Origin of the sequence: Micromonospora sp. NPDC005205 (assembly GCF_040608275.1) — a bacterium.
Taxonomy (GTDB): Bacteria; Actinomycetota; Actinomycetes; order Mycobacteriales; family Micromonosporaceae; genus Micromonospora.
On record NZ_JBEXHV010000013.1, the window covers coordinates 194,780 to 215,634 of the forward strand.

Annotated in this window: 18 protein-coding genes and 2 pseudogenes; 14 read left to right on the top strand and 6 right to left on the bottom strand. The window is 70.3% G+C overall.

The features are described from left to right. Positions 1-11: 11 nt before the first annotated feature. From ABZU43_RS23370 to ABZU43_RS23380, 3 genes and pseudogenes are all read left to right on the top strand, one after another. On the top strand, positions 12-1,610 hold the full coding sequence (locus tag ABZU43_RS23370) for an oligosaccharide flippase family protein (RefSeq protein WP_355008599.1): 1,599 nt from the start codon (positions 12-14) through the stop codon (positions 1,608-1,610). Next, a complete protein-coding gene (locus ABZU43_RS23375; protein WP_355008600.1) occupies positions 1,607-2,458 on the top strand; it encodes a sulfotransferase in 852 nt (283 codons plus the stop codon). The genes ABZU43_RS23370 and ABZU43_RS23375 overlap by 4 nt, the downstream gene beginning before the upstream one ends. A gap of 50 nt (positions 2,459-2,508) precedes the next feature. Then, positions 2,509-3,317, top strand: a pseudogene (locus ABZU43_RS23380) (IS5 family transposase). Here the strand turns inward: ABZU43_RS23380 and ABZU43_RS23385 are convergent. Further along, the gene (locus tag ABZU43_RS23385) at positions 3,312-3,629 is read right to left on the bottom strand and encodes a hypothetical protein (protein WP_355008601.1); all 318 of its coding nucleotides are present in this window, start codon (positions 3,627-3,629) and stop codon (positions 3,312-3,314) included. The pseudogene ABZU43_RS23380 and the gene ABZU43_RS23385 overlap by 6 nt on opposite strands. Positions 3,630-3,736: 107 nt before the next feature. On the opposite strand from ABZU43_RS23385, the gene ABZU43_RS23390 reads away from it, so the two are divergent. Next, on the top strand, positions 3,737-3,964 hold the full coding sequence (locus ABZU43_RS23390; protein WP_355008602.1) for a hypothetical protein: 228 nt from the start codon (positions 3,737-3,739) through the stop codon (positions 3,962-3,964). Here the strand turns inward: ABZU43_RS23390 and ABZU43_RS23395 are convergent. From ABZU43_RS23395 to ABZU43_RS23405, 3 genes are read right to left on the bottom strand one after another with little or no spacing between them, the layout of a single operon-like run. Continuing rightward, positions 3,961-5,442: a hypothetical protein gene (locus ABZU43_RS23395; protein ID WP_355008603.1), complete on the bottom strand. Its 1,482-nt coding sequence runs from the start codon at positions 5,440-5,442 to the stop codon at positions 3,961-3,963. The two genes, ABZU43_RS23390 and ABZU43_RS23395, sit on opposite strands and share 4 nt — an antisense overlap. After that, entirely contained in the window at positions 5,439-6,218 is a 780-nt protein-coding gene (locus ABZU43_RS23400) for a sulfotransferase (protein ID WP_355008604.1), read from the bottom strand. Before ABZU43_RS23400 ends, ABZU43_RS23395 begins: the two co-directional genes overlap by 4 nt. Next, entirely contained in the window at positions 6,211-7,173 is a 963-nt protein-coding gene (locus ABZU43_RS23405) for a hypothetical protein (RefSeq protein WP_355008605.1), read from the bottom strand. Before ABZU43_RS23405 ends, ABZU43_RS23400 begins: the two co-directional genes overlap by 8 nt. 259 nt (positions 7,174-7,432) lie before the next feature. Here ABZU43_RS23405 and ABZU43_RS23410 point away from each other — a divergent pair, with 259 nt between their 5' ends. From ABZU43_RS23410 to ABZU43_RS23420, 3 genes are read left to right on the top strand one after another with little or no spacing between them, the layout of a single operon-like run. Then, a complete protein-coding gene (locus ABZU43_RS23410; RefSeq protein WP_355008606.1) occupies positions 7,433-8,704 on the top strand; it encodes a glycosyltransferase in 1,272 nt (423 codons plus the stop codon). After that, positions 8,701-9,720, top strand: coding sequence for a sulfotransferase (locus tag ABZU43_RS23415; protein ID WP_355008607.1), 1,020 nt, complete (start codon positions 8,701-8,703; stop codon positions 9,718-9,720). The genes ABZU43_RS23410 and ABZU43_RS23415 overlap by 4 nt, the downstream gene beginning before the upstream one ends. Positions 9,721-9,723: 3 nt before the next feature. Next, complete coding sequence (locus ABZU43_RS23420) at positions 9,724-10,653, top strand: sulfotransferase (protein WP_355008608.1); 930 nt, start codon at positions 9,724-9,726, stop codon at positions 10,651-10,653. A gap of 204 nt (positions 10,654-10,857) precedes the next feature. Here ABZU43_RS23420 and ABZU43_RS23425 read toward each other — a convergent pair. Next, positions 10,858-10,998, bottom strand: a pseudogene (locus ABZU43_RS23425) (SipW-dependent-type signal peptide-containing protein); the annotation flags it as partial. Between the two features lie 156 nt (positions 10,999-11,154). Here ABZU43_RS23425 and ABZU43_RS23430 point away from each other — a divergent pair. From ABZU43_RS23430 to ABZU43_RS23445, 4 genes are all read left to right on the top strand, one after another. Continuing rightward, positions 11,155-11,832, top strand: a complete 678-nt coding sequence (locus tag ABZU43_RS23430) for a hypothetical protein (RefSeq protein ID WP_355008609.1) — start codon at positions 11,155-11,157, stop codon at positions 11,830-11,832. A 176-nt stretch (positions 11,833-12,008) separates the two neighbouring features. Then, positions 12,009-12,827, top strand: coding sequence for a basic amino acid ABC transporter substrate-binding protein (locus tag ABZU43_RS23435; RefSeq protein ID WP_355008610.1), 819 nt, complete (start codon positions 12,009-12,011; stop codon positions 12,825-12,827). A 77-nt stretch (positions 12,828-12,904) separates the two neighbouring features. Continuing rightward, entirely contained in the window at positions 12,905-13,699 is a 795-nt protein-coding gene (locus ABZU43_RS23440) for an amino acid ABC transporter permease (RefSeq protein WP_355008611.1), read from the top strand. A 5-nt stretch (positions 13,700-13,704) separates the two neighbouring features. Further along, positions 13,705-14,550 (top strand): amino acid ABC transporter ATP-binding protein, encoded by an 846-nt coding sequence (locus ABZU43_RS23445; protein ID WP_355008612.1) that lies wholly within the window; start codon positions 13,705-13,707, stop codon positions 14,548-14,550. A gap of 50 nt (positions 14,551-14,600) precedes the next feature. On the opposite strand, the gene ABZU43_RS23450 is transcribed toward ABZU43_RS23445, so the two are convergent. After that, a complete protein-coding gene (locus tag ABZU43_RS23450) occupies positions 14,601-14,945 on the bottom strand; it encodes a DUF1801 domain-containing protein (protein ID WP_355008613.1) in 345 nt (114 codons plus the stop codon). Between the two features lie 159 nt (positions 14,946-15,104). Here ABZU43_RS23450 and ABZU43_RS23455 point away from each other — a divergent pair, with 159 nt between their 5' ends. From ABZU43_RS23455 to ABZU43_RS23465, 3 genes are all read left to right on the top strand, one after another. Then, positions 15,105-15,575, top strand: a complete 471-nt coding sequence (locus ABZU43_RS23455; protein ID WP_355008614.1) for a MarR family winged helix-turn-helix transcriptional regulator — start codon at positions 15,105-15,107, stop codon at positions 15,573-15,575. A 307-nt stretch (positions 15,576-15,882) separates the two neighbouring features. After that, positions 15,883-16,887, top strand: a complete 1,005-nt coding sequence (locus ABZU43_RS23460) for a multicopper oxidase domain-containing protein (RefSeq protein ID WP_355008615.1) — start codon at positions 15,883-15,885, stop codon at positions 16,885-16,887. Positions 16,888-16,910: 23 nt separating this feature from the next. Beyond that, complete coding sequence (locus tag ABZU43_RS23465; protein ID WP_355008616.1) at positions 16,911-20,852, top strand: ThuA domain-containing protein; 3,942 nt, start codon at positions 16,911-16,913, stop codon at positions 20,850-20,852. The last annotated feature ends 3 nt before the right edge of the window (positions 20,853-20,855 follow it).

Below are 20,855 nucleotides of genomic sequence, written 5' to 3' on the forward strand. Positions count from 1 at the left end.
CCGGCCGCCGGGTGCGCGAGGTGACCGGCCGGTCACCGGCCGCGCCGGAGACCGGCGACCAGCAGGTACGCGGCATGGCCCGCGGCGGTGTGCTGAACCTGGGCAGCGCCGTGCTCAGCCAGGTGGCGCTCTTCCTGGTCATGTTGTTGCTGGCCCGGGTGCTGGGTGTACGCGAACTCGGCCGGTACGCCCAGGTCTACGCCGTGCTGTCGCTGCTGGGGCTGCTCTCGCTCTCCGGCTTCCGGGCCGGGCTGACCCGGTTCGTGGCGGTGCACCTCGCCGACGACGAGCCGGCCGCCCTGCGGGGAGCGATCCGGCTCGGGATCGGCATCTCGGCCGTGGCGTCCACAGTGATCGCCCTCGGTCTGGTGGTCGGCGCGCCGTGGCTCGCCGACGCCCTGCACGACCCGCAGCTCACCACCGGGCTGCGGTTGGCGGCGCTCTGCCTGCCCGCCGCCACCGTCTGCGAGGCCGCCCTCGCGGCCACCCGGGGGTGGCGCACACAACGGGCGTACGCGCTCATCGGCCAGGTCTACGAGCCGGCCGCCCGGCTGGTGCTCACCGCTCTGGCGCTCGCCCTCGGGGCCGGCCTGACCGGCGCGTTCTGGGCGCTGGTGGCGGCGAGCTGGAGCGCGGCCGGGCTCGCCCTCGTGGCGCTCGCCCGGATGGTGCGCCGGGTGCCCGCCGCCCGGCCCGCGTACCGGCCGGGTGAGCTGTTCCGATTCTCCACCGTCAGCTGGGTCTCCTCGCTGTCGTCCACCGGGCTGATCTGGGTGGACGCGCTGCTGCTCGGCTTCTTCGACTACGGTCCCGACGCGATCGGCGTCTACCACGTGGCGACCCGGCTGGTCACGATCGCGGTGTTCGTGCTGGCACCGGTGAACGCCTCGTTCGGTCCGCACCTGGCGCACCTCTACCACCAGGGTCGACTGGACGAGGTACGCCGGATCTACCGGGTCGCCACCGGTTGGGTGCTCCGGCTGTCGCTGCCGGCCTTCGTGGCGTTGCTGGTCTTTCCGGAGCAGTTGCTGCGCGTGGTCGGCGGGCCGGGTCTGGCCGGCGGTGCGGCGGTGACAGTCGTGCTGGCGCTCGGCCAACTGGTCAACGCCGCCACCGGGCCCTGCGGGACGTTGCTGAACATGTCCGGCCGGGTCTCGGTCAACATGGTGGACAACCTCGCGGCCCTGCTGCTCAACGTCCTGCTCAACCTCTGGCTCATCCCGGCGTACGGCATTCTCGGCGCGGCGGTGGCCTGGGCGGTGTCGTTGGCAGCGGTGAACGTCGCACGGGTCTGGCAGGTGCGCGCGCAGGTGCACACCGTGCCGGTGACGGCGGGCATGGTCAAGGGCCTGGTCGCCGCGCTGGTCGCGATGGGTGCCGGGTTCGGTGTGCGGTGGCTGCTCGGGGGCGGGACCGTGCAGCTCGTGGTCGGTCTGGCCGCGATCGTGGCGGTGTACCTCGCCGTGGTGCTCGCCCTCGGGCTCAGTCGGGAGGACGTCATGGTGTTGCGCTCGGTGACCCGCCGAAATGGTCGACGCGCCCCGGCCGACCCCGCCGGCCCCGCCGACGGTGCCGGTGTGGGTGCCGGCCGCCCCGTGGCCCGCTCGTGACCGGCGTCGTGCGGCGTCAGGTCACCGACCGGCTGCGTCGGGGGGTACGCGCGGCGCGGGCGTGGGGGCGCGCGGCGAAGCCGGGAGAGCCCGGTCCGCTGCCGGACTTCCTGGTGATCGGTGGGCAGCGCTGCGGCACCACGTCGCTGTACCACCACCTTGCCGCGCATCCGCTGGTCCGGGTGGCCAGCGGTAAGGAGTTGCAGTACTTCAGCGTCCACAGTGGTCGGGGGATGCGGTGGTACCGGGGGCACTTTCCGCACCTCGGTCCCGGTGAGCGGACGTTCGAGGCGAGCCCCTACTACCTGTTCCATCCGAGCGTGCCGGCCCGGGTCGCGGCGACCCTGCCGCAGGCCCGCTTCGTCGTCCTGCTGCGCGATCCGGTGCAGCGGGCCTACTCGCACTACCTGCACACCCGCTCATACGGCGTCGAGCCGCTGTCCTTCGCCGACGCCCTCGACGCGGAGGAGGAGCGGCTGGCCCGGGCGACGCGCGGTGGCCCGGACAGCGCCGCCGCGCACCGCGCGTTGCGTAACTATTCGTATGCCGCCCGGGGTCGCTACGCCGAGCAGTTGGACCGCTGGTTCGCGCAGGTCCCGCGGGAGCGGATCCACGTCGCCCGAACCGAGGACCTGCACACCGACCCGGCCGGCACGTACGCCGACATGCTGCGCTTCCTCGGCCTGCCGGCCTTCACCCCCGAGGCGTTCACCCGGCACACCCGTCGCGTCGACCCGGGAGTCTCCGAGCTCACGCCGGAGCTGCGAGAGCGCCTGGGTGAGCACTTCGCGCCGCACAACGCGCGCCTGGCCGCGCTGTTGGGCTGGCCCGACCCCTGGCCCGGCTAGGGCGTGTCCTGCCGATCTTGTAGCGGTTGATCGTTGACGATGTGCCGGTGGTGCGTCGTGGTGAACTGACTGACGAGGCGTGGGCGGTGATCGTGCCGCTGCTGCCGGAGCCGGGCGGTGCGCGGGGGCGGTGGCGGGATCACCGACAGGTCATCAACGGGATTCTGTGGAAGCTGCGCACGGGGGCGCCGTGGCGTCACCTGCCGGAACGCTTCGGGCCGTGGAAGACCTGCCACGAACGGCTGCGGCGGTGGACCGCGGATGGCACCTGGGATCGGATCCTCGCCGCAGCGCAGGTCCATGACGACGGCACACCGGTTCAGTGGACGATCAGCATCGACTCGTCGGTCGTGCGGGCGCATCAGCATTCCGCTGGCGCCCGCAAAAGAGGGCTCCCTATCAAGTCCGGCGACGCCTGCTGCGCAAGATGGCGAGGCTATCGGCCGGTCTCGAGGCGGACTGAGTACGAAGATCCGCCTCGCCGTCGACGGACACGGCCGGCCGCTGTCGATCCTGCTCACCCCTGGCCAGGCCGGCGACAACCCGCAGTTGCTGGCGCTACTGGACGCGATCCGGGTCAACGAACCTGGACCCGGGCGGCCCCGTAAACGTCCCGACGTGTTGATCGCCGACAAGGGTTACGCGCACGTGGTGGAACGCTGCTTCAACCGCCTCAAGCAGTGGCGTGACCTGGCCACCCGCTACGCATGAGCGTGATGTCTGTGAGTCATCACGATGACTCACAGACATCAGCGTCATCGGTACGGGCGGCCAGCGCGCGGGACCCGTCGGACCCAAACGCGCATCCCTTTACCGCGCCATCCTCGTCCTCATCGCCGCCATCGTTTGGCTCTCATGAGCACTCGGATGGCTCATCCGGGATCACAAGCTCGTTCAATCCATCGATCACCCGAGCGCCGAGATCCCAACGATCGGCGAGATCGGTGATCGTTGCGTACTCCTCACCTGTCAGCCGCACCCGGTAGTCGAAGACGTTGGCACAGAGCGTGTCCAGCCCGAGTTGCTCCTCACCCGCCATCACTTCAACCAGCGAGTCCGCGAGTCGGGGATCCAGGGGTGCGCCCATCTCGGCCTCAGCCTGGGGATCCGCCCGTCCCGATAGCGCCTCGACCAGACGCTGGAAGCACCGTTGATCCTCGGTCCGGTACACAGCCGAAGCATGTCATGACCAGGACTGACGATCCATGATCGGCGGAACACGCCCTAGGCAGTGTCACCATCGTTTGTGGACTGCCTGGGGCGGGCACAAGACACGCCATGGCGAATAGACGAGGCACGTTGGTCGGCAACTACCTCATGCGACTCATCGGTGGCGTGGCAGTCATCTTCGGCATCTTGATGCTGTTCAGTGCGCTGTCCCGGGGGGACCTCATTGGGCTGGCGCTCGGCGTCGTCCTCGTTGGCGGTGGCGCGTTCCTCCTCAAGCGTTCGGGCAAGACCGGCCGGGTGAAAGAGGTGGCCGCTACGCGCGGCACGACGGTCTAGCGGACGGCGGCGAGGATCCGGTCCACCGGCTGGTCGGCGCGGAGCAGGACGGGGACGTCGGTCACTGTGGTGCCGCCGCCGGCCGCGCCCAGCGGGGAACCCACCGTCCCGGTCCGTCCGCCCGGTGTCGCGGGCACGGTCACCGGCGCGTTCGACGCCGACCAGAGCACCAGCGTGCTCGACCCGCCCCGGACGAACGCGACCCCGTGCAGCCTGCCGGCCACCGGGGCGGGCAGCGGGGTGACTGTGGCGTCCCGCGCCGCGTCGGCCAGGGCGGCCAGCATCCGGCCGGCGTCCCGTTCGGCCCCGTCCGGGTCGAGCAGGCCGTAGCGGACCTCGCTGCCGGCGGCGTTGTTCGGGTTGTACGCCAACGGCAGCCAGCTGATCTCACCGATCCCGCCGGCGACCAGCAGGGTGACCGTCTTGACCATCTCCGCTGCCCGGCTGGCCGGGTCACCGTCGCCGTCGCGCCAGAACTGCCCGACCTCCCACGCCTGGATCGGCGTACCCGGTGGTGTGGTGGCGCGCAGGTAGTCCAGCAGCGGGGCCACCCCGTTGAAGTGCTCGTAGAAGTGCACCTGGCGGACGTCGACGGTGCGGTCGGTCAGCAGCGACTCGGTCACCGCCAGGAAGCGCAGGCTGCGGCTGTTGGTCTCGGTGCCGAGCGCCCGGCGCAGTTGCGCCTCTCCGTTCACCGCCGGGATCTGCTGCCCCCGGGTGCCGATTCGACGTTGGAAGTACGCCTGGTAGGCGGCGACGGCCTCGGGGATTTGACCGGCGCGCACCAGCCGGTCGGCGACACCCATGCCGTACGCGACGCTGCTGATGCCGGAGTCGACCACCAGCGCCTTCGGGTCGGTCGCGCGGATCGTCTCGGCGGCGGCCCGGACCAGCCGCGCGTACTCCTCGGGGCTGCCGGCCCAGTAGCTCGGCGCGTTGACCTCGTTCTCGATGGCGTACTCCCGTACCCCGTACGGGCCGTAGCGCTGCACCACCGAGCGGACGAACCGCTGGTACGCGCCGAGGTCGGTGGGCATCGCCGACTCGGTCTTGTTCGCCGCGCCCCGGGTGTAGCGGGCCTTGCCACCGGTCGCCCAGCACACGCCGGTGCGGATCTTCAGGTGCAGCGTGACGCCCAGGTCCCGGCTGCGCGAGGCGATCTCGTCCAGCCCACCCCAGTCGACCTGCCCCGAGGTCCGTTCGATCTCGCACCAGGAGATCTCCTCGTACGTCGCCGAACCGGCGAGCCGGCGCAGGTACGGCTCGAACTGCTGGTACCGCGACCAGTCCCAGTGCGCGCCGAACGGGTTGCTCACCGGGTCGCCGACGCGCGCCGGCGGGGCGGCTCCGGGTGTCACCTTCGCGGAGGGGGTGGCGGCCTGTGGCGGATCGTCGTCGCCGGCGGTGCAGCCGGCGGTGAGCAGGAGCGTGACGGCGACGGCGGTCGCGGCCGCGCGCAGCCGGCTGGGGCGGGTCACCGGTAGCCCAGCGCGCGCAGGGTCGGACCGGAGAAGACCCAGACCAGCAGGCGCAGGAACGGGTCGAGTTCGCGGCGGTAGCTGCCCACCCGGGAGCCGTAGATGGGCGCGGCGTCGCCCACCGCCGCCCGTCGCCGCTCCGCCTCGGTGGTGTACTTCTGCGCCACGTCGTGCTGCTTGCTGTCGTAGTCGAGGATGCCGTCCTCCCAGGGCTCGCCGAGGAATTCGAAGAGGCCGCGCATCGTCTTCTCCGGCTCGCTGACCGCCTCCTCGTACCGCAGTTCGTAGTAGCGGTCCGCCGGCAGGGTGGCGCCGACGGCCCGCGCGGCGCGGATGTAGCGCGGCCACTTCACCACGCACTTGACAGCGGACCAGTAGCCGAACCGTTTGCGGTGCGAGACCACCACGTCGCGGCCGTCCCGGATGAGGTGCACGATCTGGGCGTCCGGGAAGACCTCGGTGACGAAGTCGAGCGACATGGCGTACAGCGGGGTCTTGTCGGCCCACCGGGCCTTGCCCCGCGTGGCGGCGTAGTCGGCGTGCACGCCGCCGAAGAAGTCCCGGATCCGGCGCAACCAGTCCTCGCGCGGAAAACCGAAGCGGGCCAGCCGCTCCCAGTCCCGGCCGACGATCCGTCGCAGGTCCGGCAGGAACCGGGTCTCCGGACCGCAACTGATCCGCGAGTGCGAGTCCAGGACGAGACGCACCATCGTGGTGCCCGACCGCTGGCAGCCGACCAGGAAGATCGGTGCGGTACGGGTTCCGGTCTCAGCCACTGTCGACCGCCTTCGTCGTCTCGGATCGGGCGTCGGCCGCGGCGCGATCGAGCCGGTCGGTCAGCTCGTCGCAGCGGGCCCGGACGCCCCTGTCGATCGGTAGCCGTCGGTGGTTCGTCGGGCCGTGCGACGCGCGTGGGGCGATGTGCGCGTGCAGCCGGGGATGGTAGGGGAAGTCGAGGAAGGCGCAGAGCCGCCGGAGCTGCGCGGCGGGCTCCGCGACCAGGCTGTCGTAGCGGCAGAGCAGCACGTCGGCCCGCTGGTCCAGGCCGAGCTGGAAGAACAGCGAGTTGCGGACGTACCAGAACAGCGCGGCGCCGCTGTGCGGATCCAACCCCTGCGGGTCGTGGGCCCGGATCAGCTCGACGGTGTCGGCGTCGAGGCGTTGCCCCTGCCACCGGCTGCCGATGCTGCCGTCGGCGATCGCCCGCAGGGCCCGCAGGTTGGCGTCACCGAACTTGGCGACCTCGGAGCGGGCCCGGTCGTCGACGTCGCGGTAGACCCAGAGCGCCCGCCCGGGGGTCAGCCCCGGCAGGGCCAGCAACTCGTCCACGCGGTGGCTCTCACAGAGCGGCTTGACCAGGACGTACGCGTGCCGGCTGCGCTGGAGAGTGGCGGTCAGCACCGGGTCGGGGCGCAGTTGGAAGCGGTGGAAGAGGGTGCCGTCGTTCTCGTTGCGGACCTCGACCTCTCCGGCGGCGTCCAGGCCCCGGACCAGCATGTTCGTGCCGGAGCGTTGCAGGCCGACCAGGTAGACCGGCATCGCCGAGCCGGGCGTCCGGCCGGCCCGCCGCCGCCAGCGTCGCTTCGCCAGGGCGGTGCCGATCCGGTCGAACGGGTTGAGGCGGTCCTCCTCGATCAGCCGTCCGATCCCCTCGGTACGAGCCCAGCGCAGATGCCGCCGGACCCGGCGCGCGGTGTACGCGAGCGCGGAGACCTCGTCGTCGGCTGCCACGGTCCTCCTCGTCGGACATCGGCCCCGGCCCTGTACCAGAGCGGGTGTGACCGGCGGCAGCCAGGCTATCTGGAGATCATGGCGGGAGGCCAGGCCGCGGACCGCACGGGCAGACGAAGATCACCCGTTCAGCCACATGCCAAACGTGAGCTGGACTCGCCGACCCGCCCTGCATACCGTGGGCCCTGGTCGGGGCGGGCAGACCCCGGTCATCACCTCCGGGCCCGGATCGCCCGATCGATGTGAGCAGGGCGAGTCGATGCGCGTGCTGCACGTGAACAAGTTCCTCTACCGCCGTGGCGGCGCGGAGGGGTATCTGCTCGATCTCGCCGACCTGCAACGGGTCGCGGGCGACACTGTCGCCTACTTCGGCATGAGCCACCCGGAGAACGAGTCGCCGCTGCCGTACGCCGCGCGGTTCCCGTCCGAAGTGGAGTTGGAGCCGGCGCCGAGCGGGGTGCGGCCCCGCGCGGTGGCCGTCGGCCGGATGCTGTGGTCACCGACGAGCCGCCGCGGGCTGGCCCGGGTGATCGACGACTTTCGGCCGGACGTGCTGCACCTGCACAACATCTACCACCAGCTCTCCCCGTCGGTGCTCGCCGCCGCCCGCGCCGCCGGTGTGCCATGCGTCCTGACCATGCACGACTACAAGCTCGCCTGCCCGAGCTACCAGCTGCTGGACCGGGGCCGTCCCTGCCAGGCGTGCGTCACCGGTGGCCCGTTGCAGGCGGCCCGTCGCCGCTGCAAGGACGGGTCGCTGTCGCGCAGTGGCCTGCTCGCCGTCGAGTCCTGGTTGCACCGGCAGCTCGACGCGTACGACCCGGTGCAGCTCTTCGTGAGCCCGAGCGGGTTCCTGGCCGACGTGATGCGCCGAGCGGGCGTCTACCCGGACCGGCTGCGGGTGGTCAACCACTTCGTCGACCTGACCGGCGTCGCGGCCAAGCAGACCCCCGGCGGCGGTGTCGTCTTCGCCGGGCGGCTGGCGCCGGAGAAAGGGGTCGACGTGCTGATCGAGGCGGCCGCCGCGCTGCCGGACGGGGTCATCGTGGACATCGCCGGCGACGGCCCGGCCCGGCCGGAGTTGGAGGCGTTCGCCGCGCGGCGGGTGCCCGGCCGGGTCCGGTTCCACGGCCGTCTCGACAAGCCGCGCCTGCACGAGCTGATCCGGTCGGCGGCAGTGGTCGCCGTTCCGTCCCGATGGCACGAGAACCAACCGATGGCGGTGCTGGAGGCGTTCGCCTGCGGTGTTCCGGTGGTCGCCACCGACCTGGGCGGGCTTCCCGAGCTGGTCGAGCCCGAGGTGGACGGCCGCATTGTCGCGGCCGACGCGCCGACGGCCCTCGGCGACGCGCTCAACGACCTCCTGGCCGCCCCGGACCGGGCATACCGGATGGGCCGGGCGGGTCGGGCGAAGATCGCCGCCCAGTTCGCCCCGGACCGGCACCTGGACCGGATCCGTGGGCTGTACGCGGAGGCCGCCGAGGCGCTGCCGTCGCGCCGGGCCGCCGCCGGTGGGGGAGCGGCCCGGTGAGCCCGGTACGGGTGCTCTACCTCGCCGGCAGCGGTCGCAGTGGCAGCACGCTGGTGACCACGGTCCTGGGACAGTTGCCGGGCTTCTTCGCGGCCGGCGAGCTGCGGTACCTGTGGCGGCGCGGCATCCTGGAGAACCGACAGTGCGGCTGCGGCGCCCCGGTCGCCGACTGCCCGCTCTGGGCCCGGGTGCGCGCCGACCTGACCGACGCCGACCCGGCCGGGATCGCCGCCCGGTTGGCCCAGCGGCTGCGGCTGCGCGGACTGCCCGCGCTGCTGCGCCGCCAGCGTCGGGGGCAGCCGCCCGTCGCGGGCCACCCCGACGACACGCACCTGGCCCGGCTCTACGCCTCGATCGCCGAGCACGCCCTGGCCGGGCGGTCGGACGGCGTCATCGTCGACTCCTCCAAGCTGCCGCCGTACGGGGCCCTGCTCGGCGGCCTGCCCGGCATCGACCTGTACGTCCTGCATGTGGTGCGCGACCCGCGCGCCACCGCGTACTCGTGGCGTCGCCGACGCCCGCTGGACGGGGGCGCCGACGACCAGCTGATGAGCCGCCCACCGGTCGGCAAGGCCGCGCTGCTCTGGCTGGTCTGGAACACCGCGACCGTACGGCTGTGGGGCGACCGTCGCCGTGCGCCGGGCCGCTACCTGCGGGTGCGGTACGAGGACTTCGTCGCCGACCCGGCTGGTGCCACCGCCCGGATCGCCGGCTTCGTCGGCGCGATCCCCGACGAGCTTCCGTTTCCGACACCGGCCACGGTACGGCTCGCGCCCACCCACTCGGTGGCCGGCAACCCGTCGCGGCACCGCACCGGACTGGTCGACGTGGTCGCCGACAGCGAGTGGCTGACCGGGCTGCCCACCCGCGCGTACGCGGTGGTGACCGGGCTGACCGCCGTGGCGCTGACAGGCTTCGGCTACCCGTTGCGCCGCCCGGCGGCCACCTCACCCAGGGCCCGCTTCGCCGCGGACCCGGCCGTCTCCCCGTCACCCGCCACCCGGCAGAAAGGCTGAACGATGCTCTCACTGGTGGTGGGCACCGGTCGCTGCGGTTCGACACTGGTCCAGGAGTTGCTCTCCCGGCATCCAGCGGTCGGCTTCGTCTCCGGTCTGGACGACAAACTGGCCCGGCTCAACCCGAAGGGCAGGTTCAACGGCCCGCTCTACCGGCGTTCGGCGCCGCGCCCGGCGGGGATGACCTCGCTGCGTCACAGTCGACGGTTGCTGGAGCGGGGCCGGCTCCGGGTCGCGCCGTCGGAGGCGTACCACCTGCTCGACCGGCAGGTCCTGGCCGGCTTCTCCCGACCGTGTCGGGACCTGGTCGCCGAGGACCTGACCCCGTTCGTGGCACGGCGGCTGCGGGCCTTCTTCGACGAGCGGATTGCGCGGCAGGGCTGTCAGCAGTTGGTGCAGCACGTCACCGGATGGCCGCGGACCGGCCTGCTGCACGCCGCGTACCCGGAGCTGCGGGTGGTCAACGTGGTGCGCGACGGCCGGGCGGTGGCCAACTCGTGGCTCCAGATGGGCTGGTGGGACGGCTGGCGCGGGCCGGACAACTGGATCTACGGCCCGCTCCCGTCCGACCTTCGGGAGGAGTGGGCCGAATCCGGTCGCTCCTTCCAGGTACTCGCCGCGCTGGGCTGGAAGATGCTGATGGACGCCTTCGCGCAGGCCCGACTGCGTCACCCGGCCGACCAGTGGCTGGACGTGCGCTACGAGGACCTGGTCGAGCAACCGCGCGAGCAGGTGAGCCGGATGCTCGACTTCCTCGGTCTGGGCTGGTCGACGGCCTTCGAGAAGGGCTTCTCCCGGTACGACTTCACAGTGGGCCGGGCGGAGGCGTACCGGGACGAACTCAGCCCGGCACAGCTCGCCGCGATCGAACGGGTGCTGGAGAAGTCCCTGGCCGAGTGGGGCTACCCGGTCTACGGAACGCTGCAGGAGTAGAGGACAGCCGTCAGCATGCCGACCGTTCCGGTGACCGGTGTCGACGTCCAGCCGCCGGGGCCGTTCGCGACCAGGTTGAAGGTGCCGGTTCCGATGCCCAGCAACCCGCCCGGGACAGTGACCGAGGTGGCGCTGGCGCCGAGAGTCCCGCCGCCGGTGAAGCCGCCCGACAGCGGTGCTGCCCTCCGTGCTGAAGCTGCCCGCCGTGAACGTGCCCGTCGCGTACTCCGAGTCGTTCCAGGCGGCGAGGGTGATCGTCGCACCGAGGCCGAGGACGATCCCTCCGGCCAAGATGGCTTCAGCTTGCGAGAGCGGCCTCGACTGTTCGGTTTGTCCACTGCGCAAGGATCACGATAAGCACCCAAAAAAGGGTAAAACGCCCAAGCGGTTAAGTAGCCACGGGAGGGTGCGGACAGGCAGGGAGCGCACCAATCGGCACTATCGACGGACGTCACGGGGCAGTTAATCTTTGGCCCCACCCCATCGATGTGAGGAGATGCGATGGCGCGCCGTACCGGCCGACCCTCCTACCAGCTGGACAAGGCCGATGTGCGGCACCGCCGCACAGTGCGCTTCGTGGCCGTCGCGGGCGTGATCGCACTGGTCACCGCGTTGCTCGGTGGGTTGATCGGCTACCAGTTGGGCCGTCCGGACGCGACTGAGGCGACCATCGCGAACATCAAGCAGGACGAGGCGAAGCGGGACGCTCAGCAGATCGTGGAGCTGATCGAGACGGCCCGGCGCGTCCGCGACCAGGTCGCCCCGGTGCTGGCCGCCATCAAGACGGAGACGACGGCCGGACGTGCGCCGGACCCGGAGCAGGCGCGCCAGTGGCAGGGGGTCATGCGCCAGGCGGCGGAGCCGTTCGCCGAGCCGCCGTCGGGGACCACCGCCACCAACGTGGCGCGCGGAGGCCTGCGCGGAGCGGTCGAGCAGGCGTCGCTGGCCGTCGACGCCTACGCGCTGGCTGCCGGCGTTCCAGCGGCGCAACGGGCGGCCCTGCTGGACGTCACCGCGCGGCAGGCGGCCGAAGCCGCGAAGATCTGGTCGGTCGCGGCGACCCAGCTCGATCAGATCAGCGTCGATTCCGGCCAGGGCCACCAGCATGTGTTCCTGGACACAGACCCCCACGAAGGGGCCCTCACCCCGGACGGAGCGGCCGAGGGAACCGGTGGCTGAGGCCCTTTGCGGGGCAAGTGTCGGGTTTGTCGACTGAGGGCACCCCGCCGGGTCCGCCGAGCGGTCACGGCGTGATCTGGGGGCGACGCGCCGGATCGGGTACGGTCGCTAATCGCAAAGTCTATGAACCAGATTGGCTTTCTGTGAATTGGAAGCCGAATCGGAGGGGCACAGCCGTGAGGTTCCCAAGCGTCGTCCGTCAGGCCGGCCTCGTCGTGGCCGTCACCGCCCTCGCGCTGAGCGCGGGTTGCGCGAAGAAGGACGACAGCGAGGTCCAGGCGAGCGGGGTCAAGCTGGTCACGGCCGGCAAACTGACTGTCTGCACCCACCTGCCCTACCCGCCGTTCCAGTCCAAGGACGCCAGCGGCAAGGTGACCGGCTTCGACGTCGAGATCATGGACCTGGTCGCCAAGGAACTCGGCGTCGAGCAGACGATCGTCGACACCCCGTTCGAGGGGATCAAGTCCGGTCAGGACCTCAACACCGGCAAGTGCGACGCGGCTGCCGCCGGCATGACCATCACCGAGGAGCGGAAGAAGGTCATCGACTTCTCCGACCCGTACTTCGACGCCACCCAGGCGATGCTGGTGAAGACCGGCAAGACGTACAAGTCCCTCGACGACCTCAAGGGCAAGAAGCTCGGCGTCCAGGCGGCCACCACGGGTCGTGACTACGCCAAGAAGCTCGAGGCGGAGAAGGGCCTGAAGCTCGTCGAGTTCGAGGACCTCGCCGCCCTCCAGCAGGCCGTCGCCAACGGCCAGGTCGAGGCCGCCATCAACGACCTGCCGGTCTGGACCGAGTACCTGAAGAAGAACCCGGGTGGGTTCGAGGTGGCCGCCGAGTTCGACACCGGCGAGCAGTACGGCTTCCCCGTGAAGAAGGACGCCAACCCGGAGTTGCTCAAGAAGATCAACGAGGTGCTGGCCAAGGCCAGGCAGGACGGCACGTACAACACGATCTACGAGAAGTGGATCGGCAAGCAGCCGAGCGCCTGAGCGCCACGCAGTACCGGAGGGCGCGCGTCCCGCGCGCCCTCCGACGTCGGTAACCTCCGGGAAGGCAACGAGCGAACGTGAAGCTGCGACGCCGCCAGCGGGAGCGGCTGTCCCTCGGGCTCCAGTACCTGGTCTTCATCGCCATCATCGCCACGGTGCTCGTCGCCGCGGACTGGGACAGGTTGGCCGACGCGTTCTTCCGCGTCGACATCATCAAGTCGATGTTCCCGACGATCATCACCGTCGCGCTGCGCAACACCATCCTCTACACGCTGGGCGCGTTCGCCTTCGGCCTCGTGTTCGGGACGATCCTGGCGCTGATGCGCCTGTCCCGGGTAGCGCCGTACCGCTGGGCGGCGACGGCGTACATCGAGCTGTTCCGGGGTCTGCCCGCGCTGTTGGTGCTCTTCCTCGTCGGGTACGGCATCCCGATCGCCTTCCCGGAGCGCGAGATTCCGGGCGGGGTGTTCGGTTCGATAGCGATCGGCCTCGGGTTGACCGCCGCGGCGTACATGGCGGAGACGATCCGGGCCGGCATCCAGGCCGTGCCGAAGGGGCAGATGGAGGCGGCGCGGACCCTCGGCATGTCGCACTTCACCGCCATGCGCACGATCGTCATCCCGCAGGCGTTCCGGATCGTGATCCCGCCGCTGACGAACGAGCTCATCCTGCTCACCAAGGACTCGTCGCTGGCGTACGTGCTCGGGGTGACGGCGCAGACGATCGAGATCACCAAGTTCGGTCGGGACATGCTCAACGACCGGGTTAACGCGACGCCGCTGCTGGTGGCCGGCCTCGCCTACCTGGTGATCACCCTGCCGCTGTCGCAGGTGGTACGACGCCTCGAACTCCGCTACGCCAAGGCTCGGTGACCCCGATGACGACCACCCCATCCCGCCCCGCCGTGGAGATCCGCGACCTGCACAAGTCCTTCGGGCCGCTCAAGGTGCTCAAGGGCATCGACTTCGAGGTCGGCCAGGGCGAGGTGGTCTGCGTCATCGGTCCGTCCGGTTCCGGCAAGTCGACCCTGCTGCGCTGCGTCGATCTGCTGGAGGAGCCGACCGCCGGCAAGATCTGGGTGAACGGGGTCGAGATGACCGACCCGGACGTCGAGATCGACGCGGTCCGCCGCGGCATCGGCATGGTGTTCCAGTCGTTCAACCTGTTTCCGCACCTGACCGTCCTGAACAACCTCACCATCGCCCAGCGCCGGGTGCTCCGGCGAGGTCGGGCCGAGGCCGAGCGGATCGCACGGGCCAACCTGGAGCGCGTCGGGCTGACCGACAAGGCCGACGCCTTCCCGGCGCAGCTCTCCGGTGGGCAGCAGCAGCGGGCGGCGATCGCCCGGTCGCTGTCGATGGAGCCGAAGCTGATGCTCTTCGACGAGCCGACCTCCGCGCTCGACCCGGAACTCGTCGGCGACGTGCTCACCGTCATGCGCAAGCTGGCCGAGGACGGTATGACGATGATGGTGGTCACCCACGAGATGGCGTTCGCCCGCGACGTCGCCGACCGGGTCGTCTTCATGGACGGTGGCGTGGTGGTCGAGCAGGGGCCGCCGCAGGAGGTGCTGGGCGCTCCGAAGCACGAACGGACCCGCGCGTTCCTCTCCCGGGTCCTCGACCCGACCCACGTCGCGCAGCTCGGTGCGCCAGCCCAGTCGCCCGCGCCACCGGCGGCCCCCAGCCTGCCGGCTGACGACCGCCACCACCCTGCCGGCTGACGACCGCCACCACCCCTTGAGCGGGTGATTCGGTAGCCGCCTGCGGGCGGCTACCGGGCGGTCGTGGTCTTCTCCAGAATGCTGGCAAGTGCGCCGTAGTCGACGTCCTGCCCTTCCTTGATGTCGACGGCCTTGCGCTCACCGTTGCCCAGTGCCCGCAGGAATCCCTTGACCACCGGAACGTCCGTCGCGTTGAACACCATGAACGACACCTTGTCCTTGGCCACCGCGATGACGGCCGCGAAGTGCCCGTTCTTGAGGTAGTGCGGCTTGCCGTACTGGAGCCGCTCCTCGACATCGGGAATGGTCTGGCTGACCATCGCACGTAGCTTCTCGCAAACGTCGATCTGCCACGGCTGCGTCTTGTTGATGTACCGGGTGACATCGTCGGTCACGGTCTTCTCCTCTGGGTCGTCGCTGCTCAGAAGTGCTGGAGGGTGGCGTACGTCGAAGCGATGATCTTCTTCCCGTTGGTGAGAAGTGGCGATCAACTGACCAGAACCGTATAGTCATTATTCTTGACCGTCAAGAGTCGTGACTAATTTGGAGGCGCGGTGAGTGACGACCAGCCGGAGCCGGACGTGGGCATGTTGACGGCCGCGTTCATGCGTGCCGTTCAGGACGAGCTGTTCGAAACCCTGGCCGAGCAGGGGCACCCGGATGTGCGGCCGCGCCATGGTTCGGTGCTGGCCTTCCTGGACCGCGACGGGACCCGCGCGACGGAGGTGGCCCAGCGGTCGGGCCAGCACAAGCAGATCGTCGGCACGATTGTGGACGAACTCGTCAACCTCGGCTACGTCTCACGCGAACCCGACCCGCGTGACCGTCGGGCCAAACTCGTCGTGCCCACCGCGCACGGCCTTGACGAGATCTCCCGGGCCCGCGCGATCCTCGCGGCGATCGAGCGACGCCACGAGCAGACGTTCGGCGCAGAGGGCTTCGCCGAATTCAAGGCCGCGCTGCAGCGGATCACCCGTCTGCAGCGGCGGTGGCGCGACGGCCGTGGGGCGCGACCCGAGCAGTAGCGGCGGGGCAGTTCGGGCCCGAGGTGTCGGCCCGTTGCCCGCGGTGACTCGTTCGTCCGGGGCTGTGGCAGCGCGTGTGTCAGCTTCATGTCAATCGACGGACGTCGTGATGTCAAGGTAATCTTTTTGCAATCAGACCTGTACTTTCGTCGATGGATTACATAAGTTGCTGTCATCCATCGAAAGTTCTGAGTCTTCCGAGCAAAGTCCGCGACGAGCCTCACCTCAGTCGTGCCACCGCCCCTGTGCTCGGCGGTCGATGCACAGTGCCCTCGTCGCGTCTTCGCCCGGTCGGGAACGGAGACCCATGGACGATCACGTTGGTGGCCCTCACCGCCACCTGTCCCGCAGATCGCTGATCGCCACCGGCGCGCTCGCCGCCGGGGCGTTGGGCGCGTCCGCCCCAACGATCGGCACCGCGTTCGGCGGCAGCCCCGCCCGGGCCGCCGCCGGTGTCACCAAGAAGATCACCATCTACGCCGAGCAGTTGCCCGGCAACCTGTTCGGGTACGGCCTGGCGCCTGGTCAGGCCACCGTTCCGGGGCCGATCCTGGAGATGTACGAGGGTGACACGCTGGAGATCACCCTGGTCAACACCACCAACCAGCGGCTGTCCATCCATCCGCACGGGGTGGACTACAGCACCGAGTCCGACGGCAGCCCGTTCAACGCCTCGTTCAACAACCCGGGTGAGACGCGGACGTACGTCTGGCGCTCGCACGAGATGGTGGCCGCGGCGGGTCGGCGGTACATGCCGGGCAGCGCCGGCTACTGGCACTACCACGATCACGCGATGGGCACCGACCACGGCACCGGCGGTGTCGCGAAGGGACTGTACGGCGCGCTGATCGTCCGACGGCGTGGCGACATCCTGCCGTCGAAGCAGTTCACTGCGGTGTTCCACGACATGATGATCAACAACAAGATGGCTCCGGCGACGCCGATGTTCGAGGCGAACCTGGGCGAGCGCGTCGAGTGGATCGCCATCGGCCACGGCAACCTGTTCCACACCTTCCACCTGCACGCGCACCGCTGGGCGGACAACCGCACCGGGATGTTGGAGGGGCCGAGCGACCCGAGCCTGGTGGTCGACAACAAGGACCTCAACCCCGGCAGCTCGTTCGGTTTCCAGGTGCTGGCCGGGGAGGGCGTCGGACCCGGCGCGTGGATGTACCACTGCCACGTGCAGACGCACTCCGACGGCGGCATGGCCGGGATCTTCCTGGTGCGCAACGCCGACGGCAGCATGCCGCCGGGCGCCGAGGAGGCGATCCACCGGTTCCAGGGCCACACCCACACGCACGGAAGCTGACCGAACCGAAAGTGGGGACGGGCATGACGAGAAAACTACGACGAACCCTTGCCGCGGTAGCGGCCTTGGCGACACTGCTCCCGGCGACGACGACGGCGGCCGCGGCCGCACCACGAACGGCGGCCGCCCCGCAGGCGGCCACGCCGCAGAGGACCGCCGTCCTGGTGTTCCACGGCCCGGTGGCCGAGCAACAGGACCCGGTGTCGCGCGCTGTGGACACCATCAAACAGCTTGGTGCCGGTCATGACATCGATGTCACGGCCACCACGGATCCGGGCACCTTCACCGCGGCCGGGCTGTCCGCGTACCGCAGCGTGGTCTTCCTCTCCGCGGCGGGCGCCGCGCTGAACCGCGACCAGGAGTCGGCGCTCCAGAGCTACGTCAAGGCCGGCGGCGGTTTCGTCGGTATCGCCGACGCCGCCCGCGCCCAGGTCGACTCCGCCTGGTTCACCGGGCTGATCGGCACCCGCCCGGCCGGCGCCATCCCGGTAGCCGAGCCGGTGACCCGGGTGACCGCCAGCGGCGAGAACCCGCCCAACGAGACCAAGGAGAAGCTGACCGACGGCGACGCCAACACGAAGTGGCTGGTCCGCACCCCGACCGCCTGGGTGGCGTACGAGTTGAGCGCACCGAAGAAGATCACCGGGTACGCGCTCACGTCGGCAAACGACTCCGCCGGCCGGGACCCGAAGGACTGGACCCTGCAGGGCTCCACCGACGGTCAGAGCTGGACCGACCTGGACCGCCGGACCGGGCAGACCTTCCCGGACCGCTTCCAGACCCGCCGGTTCGACATCGCCACGCCGCAGGAGTTCACGCGCTACCGGCTCAACGTCACCGCGAACAGCGGTGAACCGCTGGTCCAGCTCGCCGACCTGCGCCTGTTCACCGGCAGCACCACCGCTCCGGAACCACCCGCGGTGAACCGCGCGGTGGTGAACATCCTGGACCGCAAGCACCCGGCCACCGCGTCGCTGCCGCTGACCATCACCCGGTCGGACCGCTGGGAGAACTGGGACCCGAACCCGATCGGCACGGTGCACACCCTCGCCCAGGTCGAGGAGCGGCACTACAACCCGGGGGCGGCCGCCAACGGCGCCTTCCACCCGGTGTCCTGGTGCCGGGACTACGACGGCGGCCGGTCGTTCTACACCGGCATGGGCCACACCGAGGGCAGCTACGGCGAGGAGGCGTTCCGCACGCACCTCACCGGCGCCCTCAACTGGACCACCGGTCGGGTACGCGGTGACTGCCAGGCCACCATCGCCGCGAACTACAAGGTGGAGCGACTCACCGCGGCCAACCAGACCGGGCAGTTGGACCAGATCGGCGAGCCGCACGGGCTCACCATCGCGCCGGACGGCACTGTCTTCTACGTCGGCAAGGCGGCCTGCCCGAGCGGCCCCATCGCGGACTGGAACAACCCGAAGGTCGGCCTGGGCTGCGGCACCATCCACTCCTGGGACCCGCGAACCAAGCAGGTCAAACTGCTCACCACCCTGGAGGTGATGGGCAACCGGGGCAGCGGATCCGAGTTGGTCAAGAACGAGGAGGGTCTGCTCGGCATCGTGCCCGACCCCGCCTTCGCCGAGAACGGCTGGCTCTACGTCTACTGGATGCCGCACGACTCCGTCGACCCTGTGAAGCGGGTCGGTCAGCGGACCGTCTCCCGGTTCACCTACGACCGGCAGGCGCAGACCATCGACCAGGCCACCCGCAAGGACCTGTTGCAGTTCCCGGTGCAGATCCACAGCTGCTGCCACGCCGGCGGCGGCATGGCGTTCGACGCCAAGGGCAACCTCTACGTCGGCTCCGGCGACAACAACTCCTCGGAGGGGTCGCAGGGTTACGCCGGCAACAACTGGACCGAGGAGTACCAGGGCATCTCGTTCCAGGACGCCCGTCGCACGTCGGGTAACACCAACGACCTCGCCGGCAAGATCATCCGGATTCACCCGGAGCCGGACGGCACGTACACCATCCCGGAGGGCAACCTGTTCCCACCGGGCACCGAGAAGACCCGGCCGGAGATCTACGTGATGGGCGTACGCAACATCGCCCGCCTCCAGATCGACCCGGTGCACCAGTGGCTGACCGCCGGCTGGGTCGGCCCGGACGCCTCGTCACCCAGCCCGACCCTGGGCCCGGCGAAGTACGAGACGGCCACCATCATCACCTCCGCCGGTAACCAGGGCTGGCCGTACTGCATGGGCAACCGGCAGCCGTACCGCGACCGCAGCAACACCGACGCGACAGTGCTCACCGGCTGGTACGACTGCGACAACCTGAAGAACACCTCGCCGCGCAACACCGGACTGGAGGACATCCCGGCGGCCCGGGACAACATGATCTGGTATTCGCCGGACGGTGGCGGCCCGGTGTTCCCGAAGCGGACCGACGGCAGCGGCCTGCCGACCTACGTGGCGGCCGACGCCACCTACACGCAGCCGTACCTGCGCGGCGGCGGGCAGGCCATCATGTCCGGCCCGACGTACCACCGGAGCCTCGTCGACACCGCCAGCGGCGTGGCGTGGCCGGAGCACTGGGACGGCAAGTGGTTCATCGGCGACCAGTCGAACGCCGCCAACCGGGTCGCGGTCACCGTCGACCCGGCCGGCGTGCCGCAGGCCGCCCCACCGGTGTACGCCGAGTCGCTGCGGGCCATCATCCCCGGTGGCAACGGCGACACCCGGTTGCAGAGCTGGATGGACGCGAAGTTCGGCCCGGACGGCGCGCTCTACCTCCTCGACTACGGCGGCGGCTTCTTCAGCCTGCACGCGAACCAGAAGCTGATCCGGGTCACCTACACCGGCGGGGCGCCCACCCCGGCACCGGCGGCGACCTCGGTCGCCGTGCAGAACAAGCCGCTGACCATCGCCTTCACCGGTTCCCGCTCCGGCGGCGTGAGCCACCGCTGGGAGTTCGGCGACGGTGCCACGTCTACCGAGGCGGACCCTCGGCACACGTACGCCACTGTCGGCACCTACACCGCGAAGCTCACCGTCACGTACGCCGACGGTCAGACGGCGACGGTGCAGACCACTGTGACGGTGGGCTGCGCGGTGCCCGACGACAGGTCGACGGTATGGCTCGGCGACACCGACACCGGGGTGCCCAGTCGCACGGTCGGGCAGGGCTGCACGGCCAACGACCTGATCGACGACGAGAGCACCTGGACCGACCACAACGGTTTCGTCCGGCACGTCACAGCGGTCGCCCGCGCGTTGCAGAACGACGACCTGCTCAGCACCCGTGAAGCGGGCACCCTCACCCGCCTGGCCGCCGCGTCGGAGATCGGCCGGGAGGGGCACACCGGGTACGAGCCGCTCTTCGACGGCACCACCGAGTCGCTGCGCGGTTGGCAGCAGGCGCCGTCGGGCCAGTTCGACATCCAGCCGGACGGGTCGCTGCGCTCCAGCGGTGGCCTGGGCATGCTCTGGCACACCAAGGAGTTGGGCGACTTCTCGCTGAAGTTGCAGTTCCGGGACGTCGCCCCAGGCACCGGCCGGGCCAACACCGGAGTCTTCATCCGGTTCCCGGACCTGCGAACGCCCCTGGACCAGCGGCCACCGGACAGCTGCGGCACTGTCGGATCGGCGCGGACTTCGCCGGCCTGGATGGCGATCTACTGCGGACACGAGATCCAGATCTACGACGGTGACACCGGTGAGCCGCAGAAGACCGGCTCGGTCTACAACTTCGATCCGGTGCCGCTGGCCCAGGCCGGCGTCACGCCGAAGAACGAGTGGAACGACTACGAGATCCGCGCCGTCGGGCAGCACTACACGATGATCCGCAACGGCGTGGTGATCAACGAATTCGACAACACGCCGGGCAAGCAGTCGTCGCGAGCCGGCGACCCGCCGACCGACCTGCGGCAGTTCCTGCGCGGCTTCATCGGGCTGCAGAACCACGGTGACAACGACCTGACCGAGTTCCGCAACATCCGTGCGCGAGAACTCTAGGAG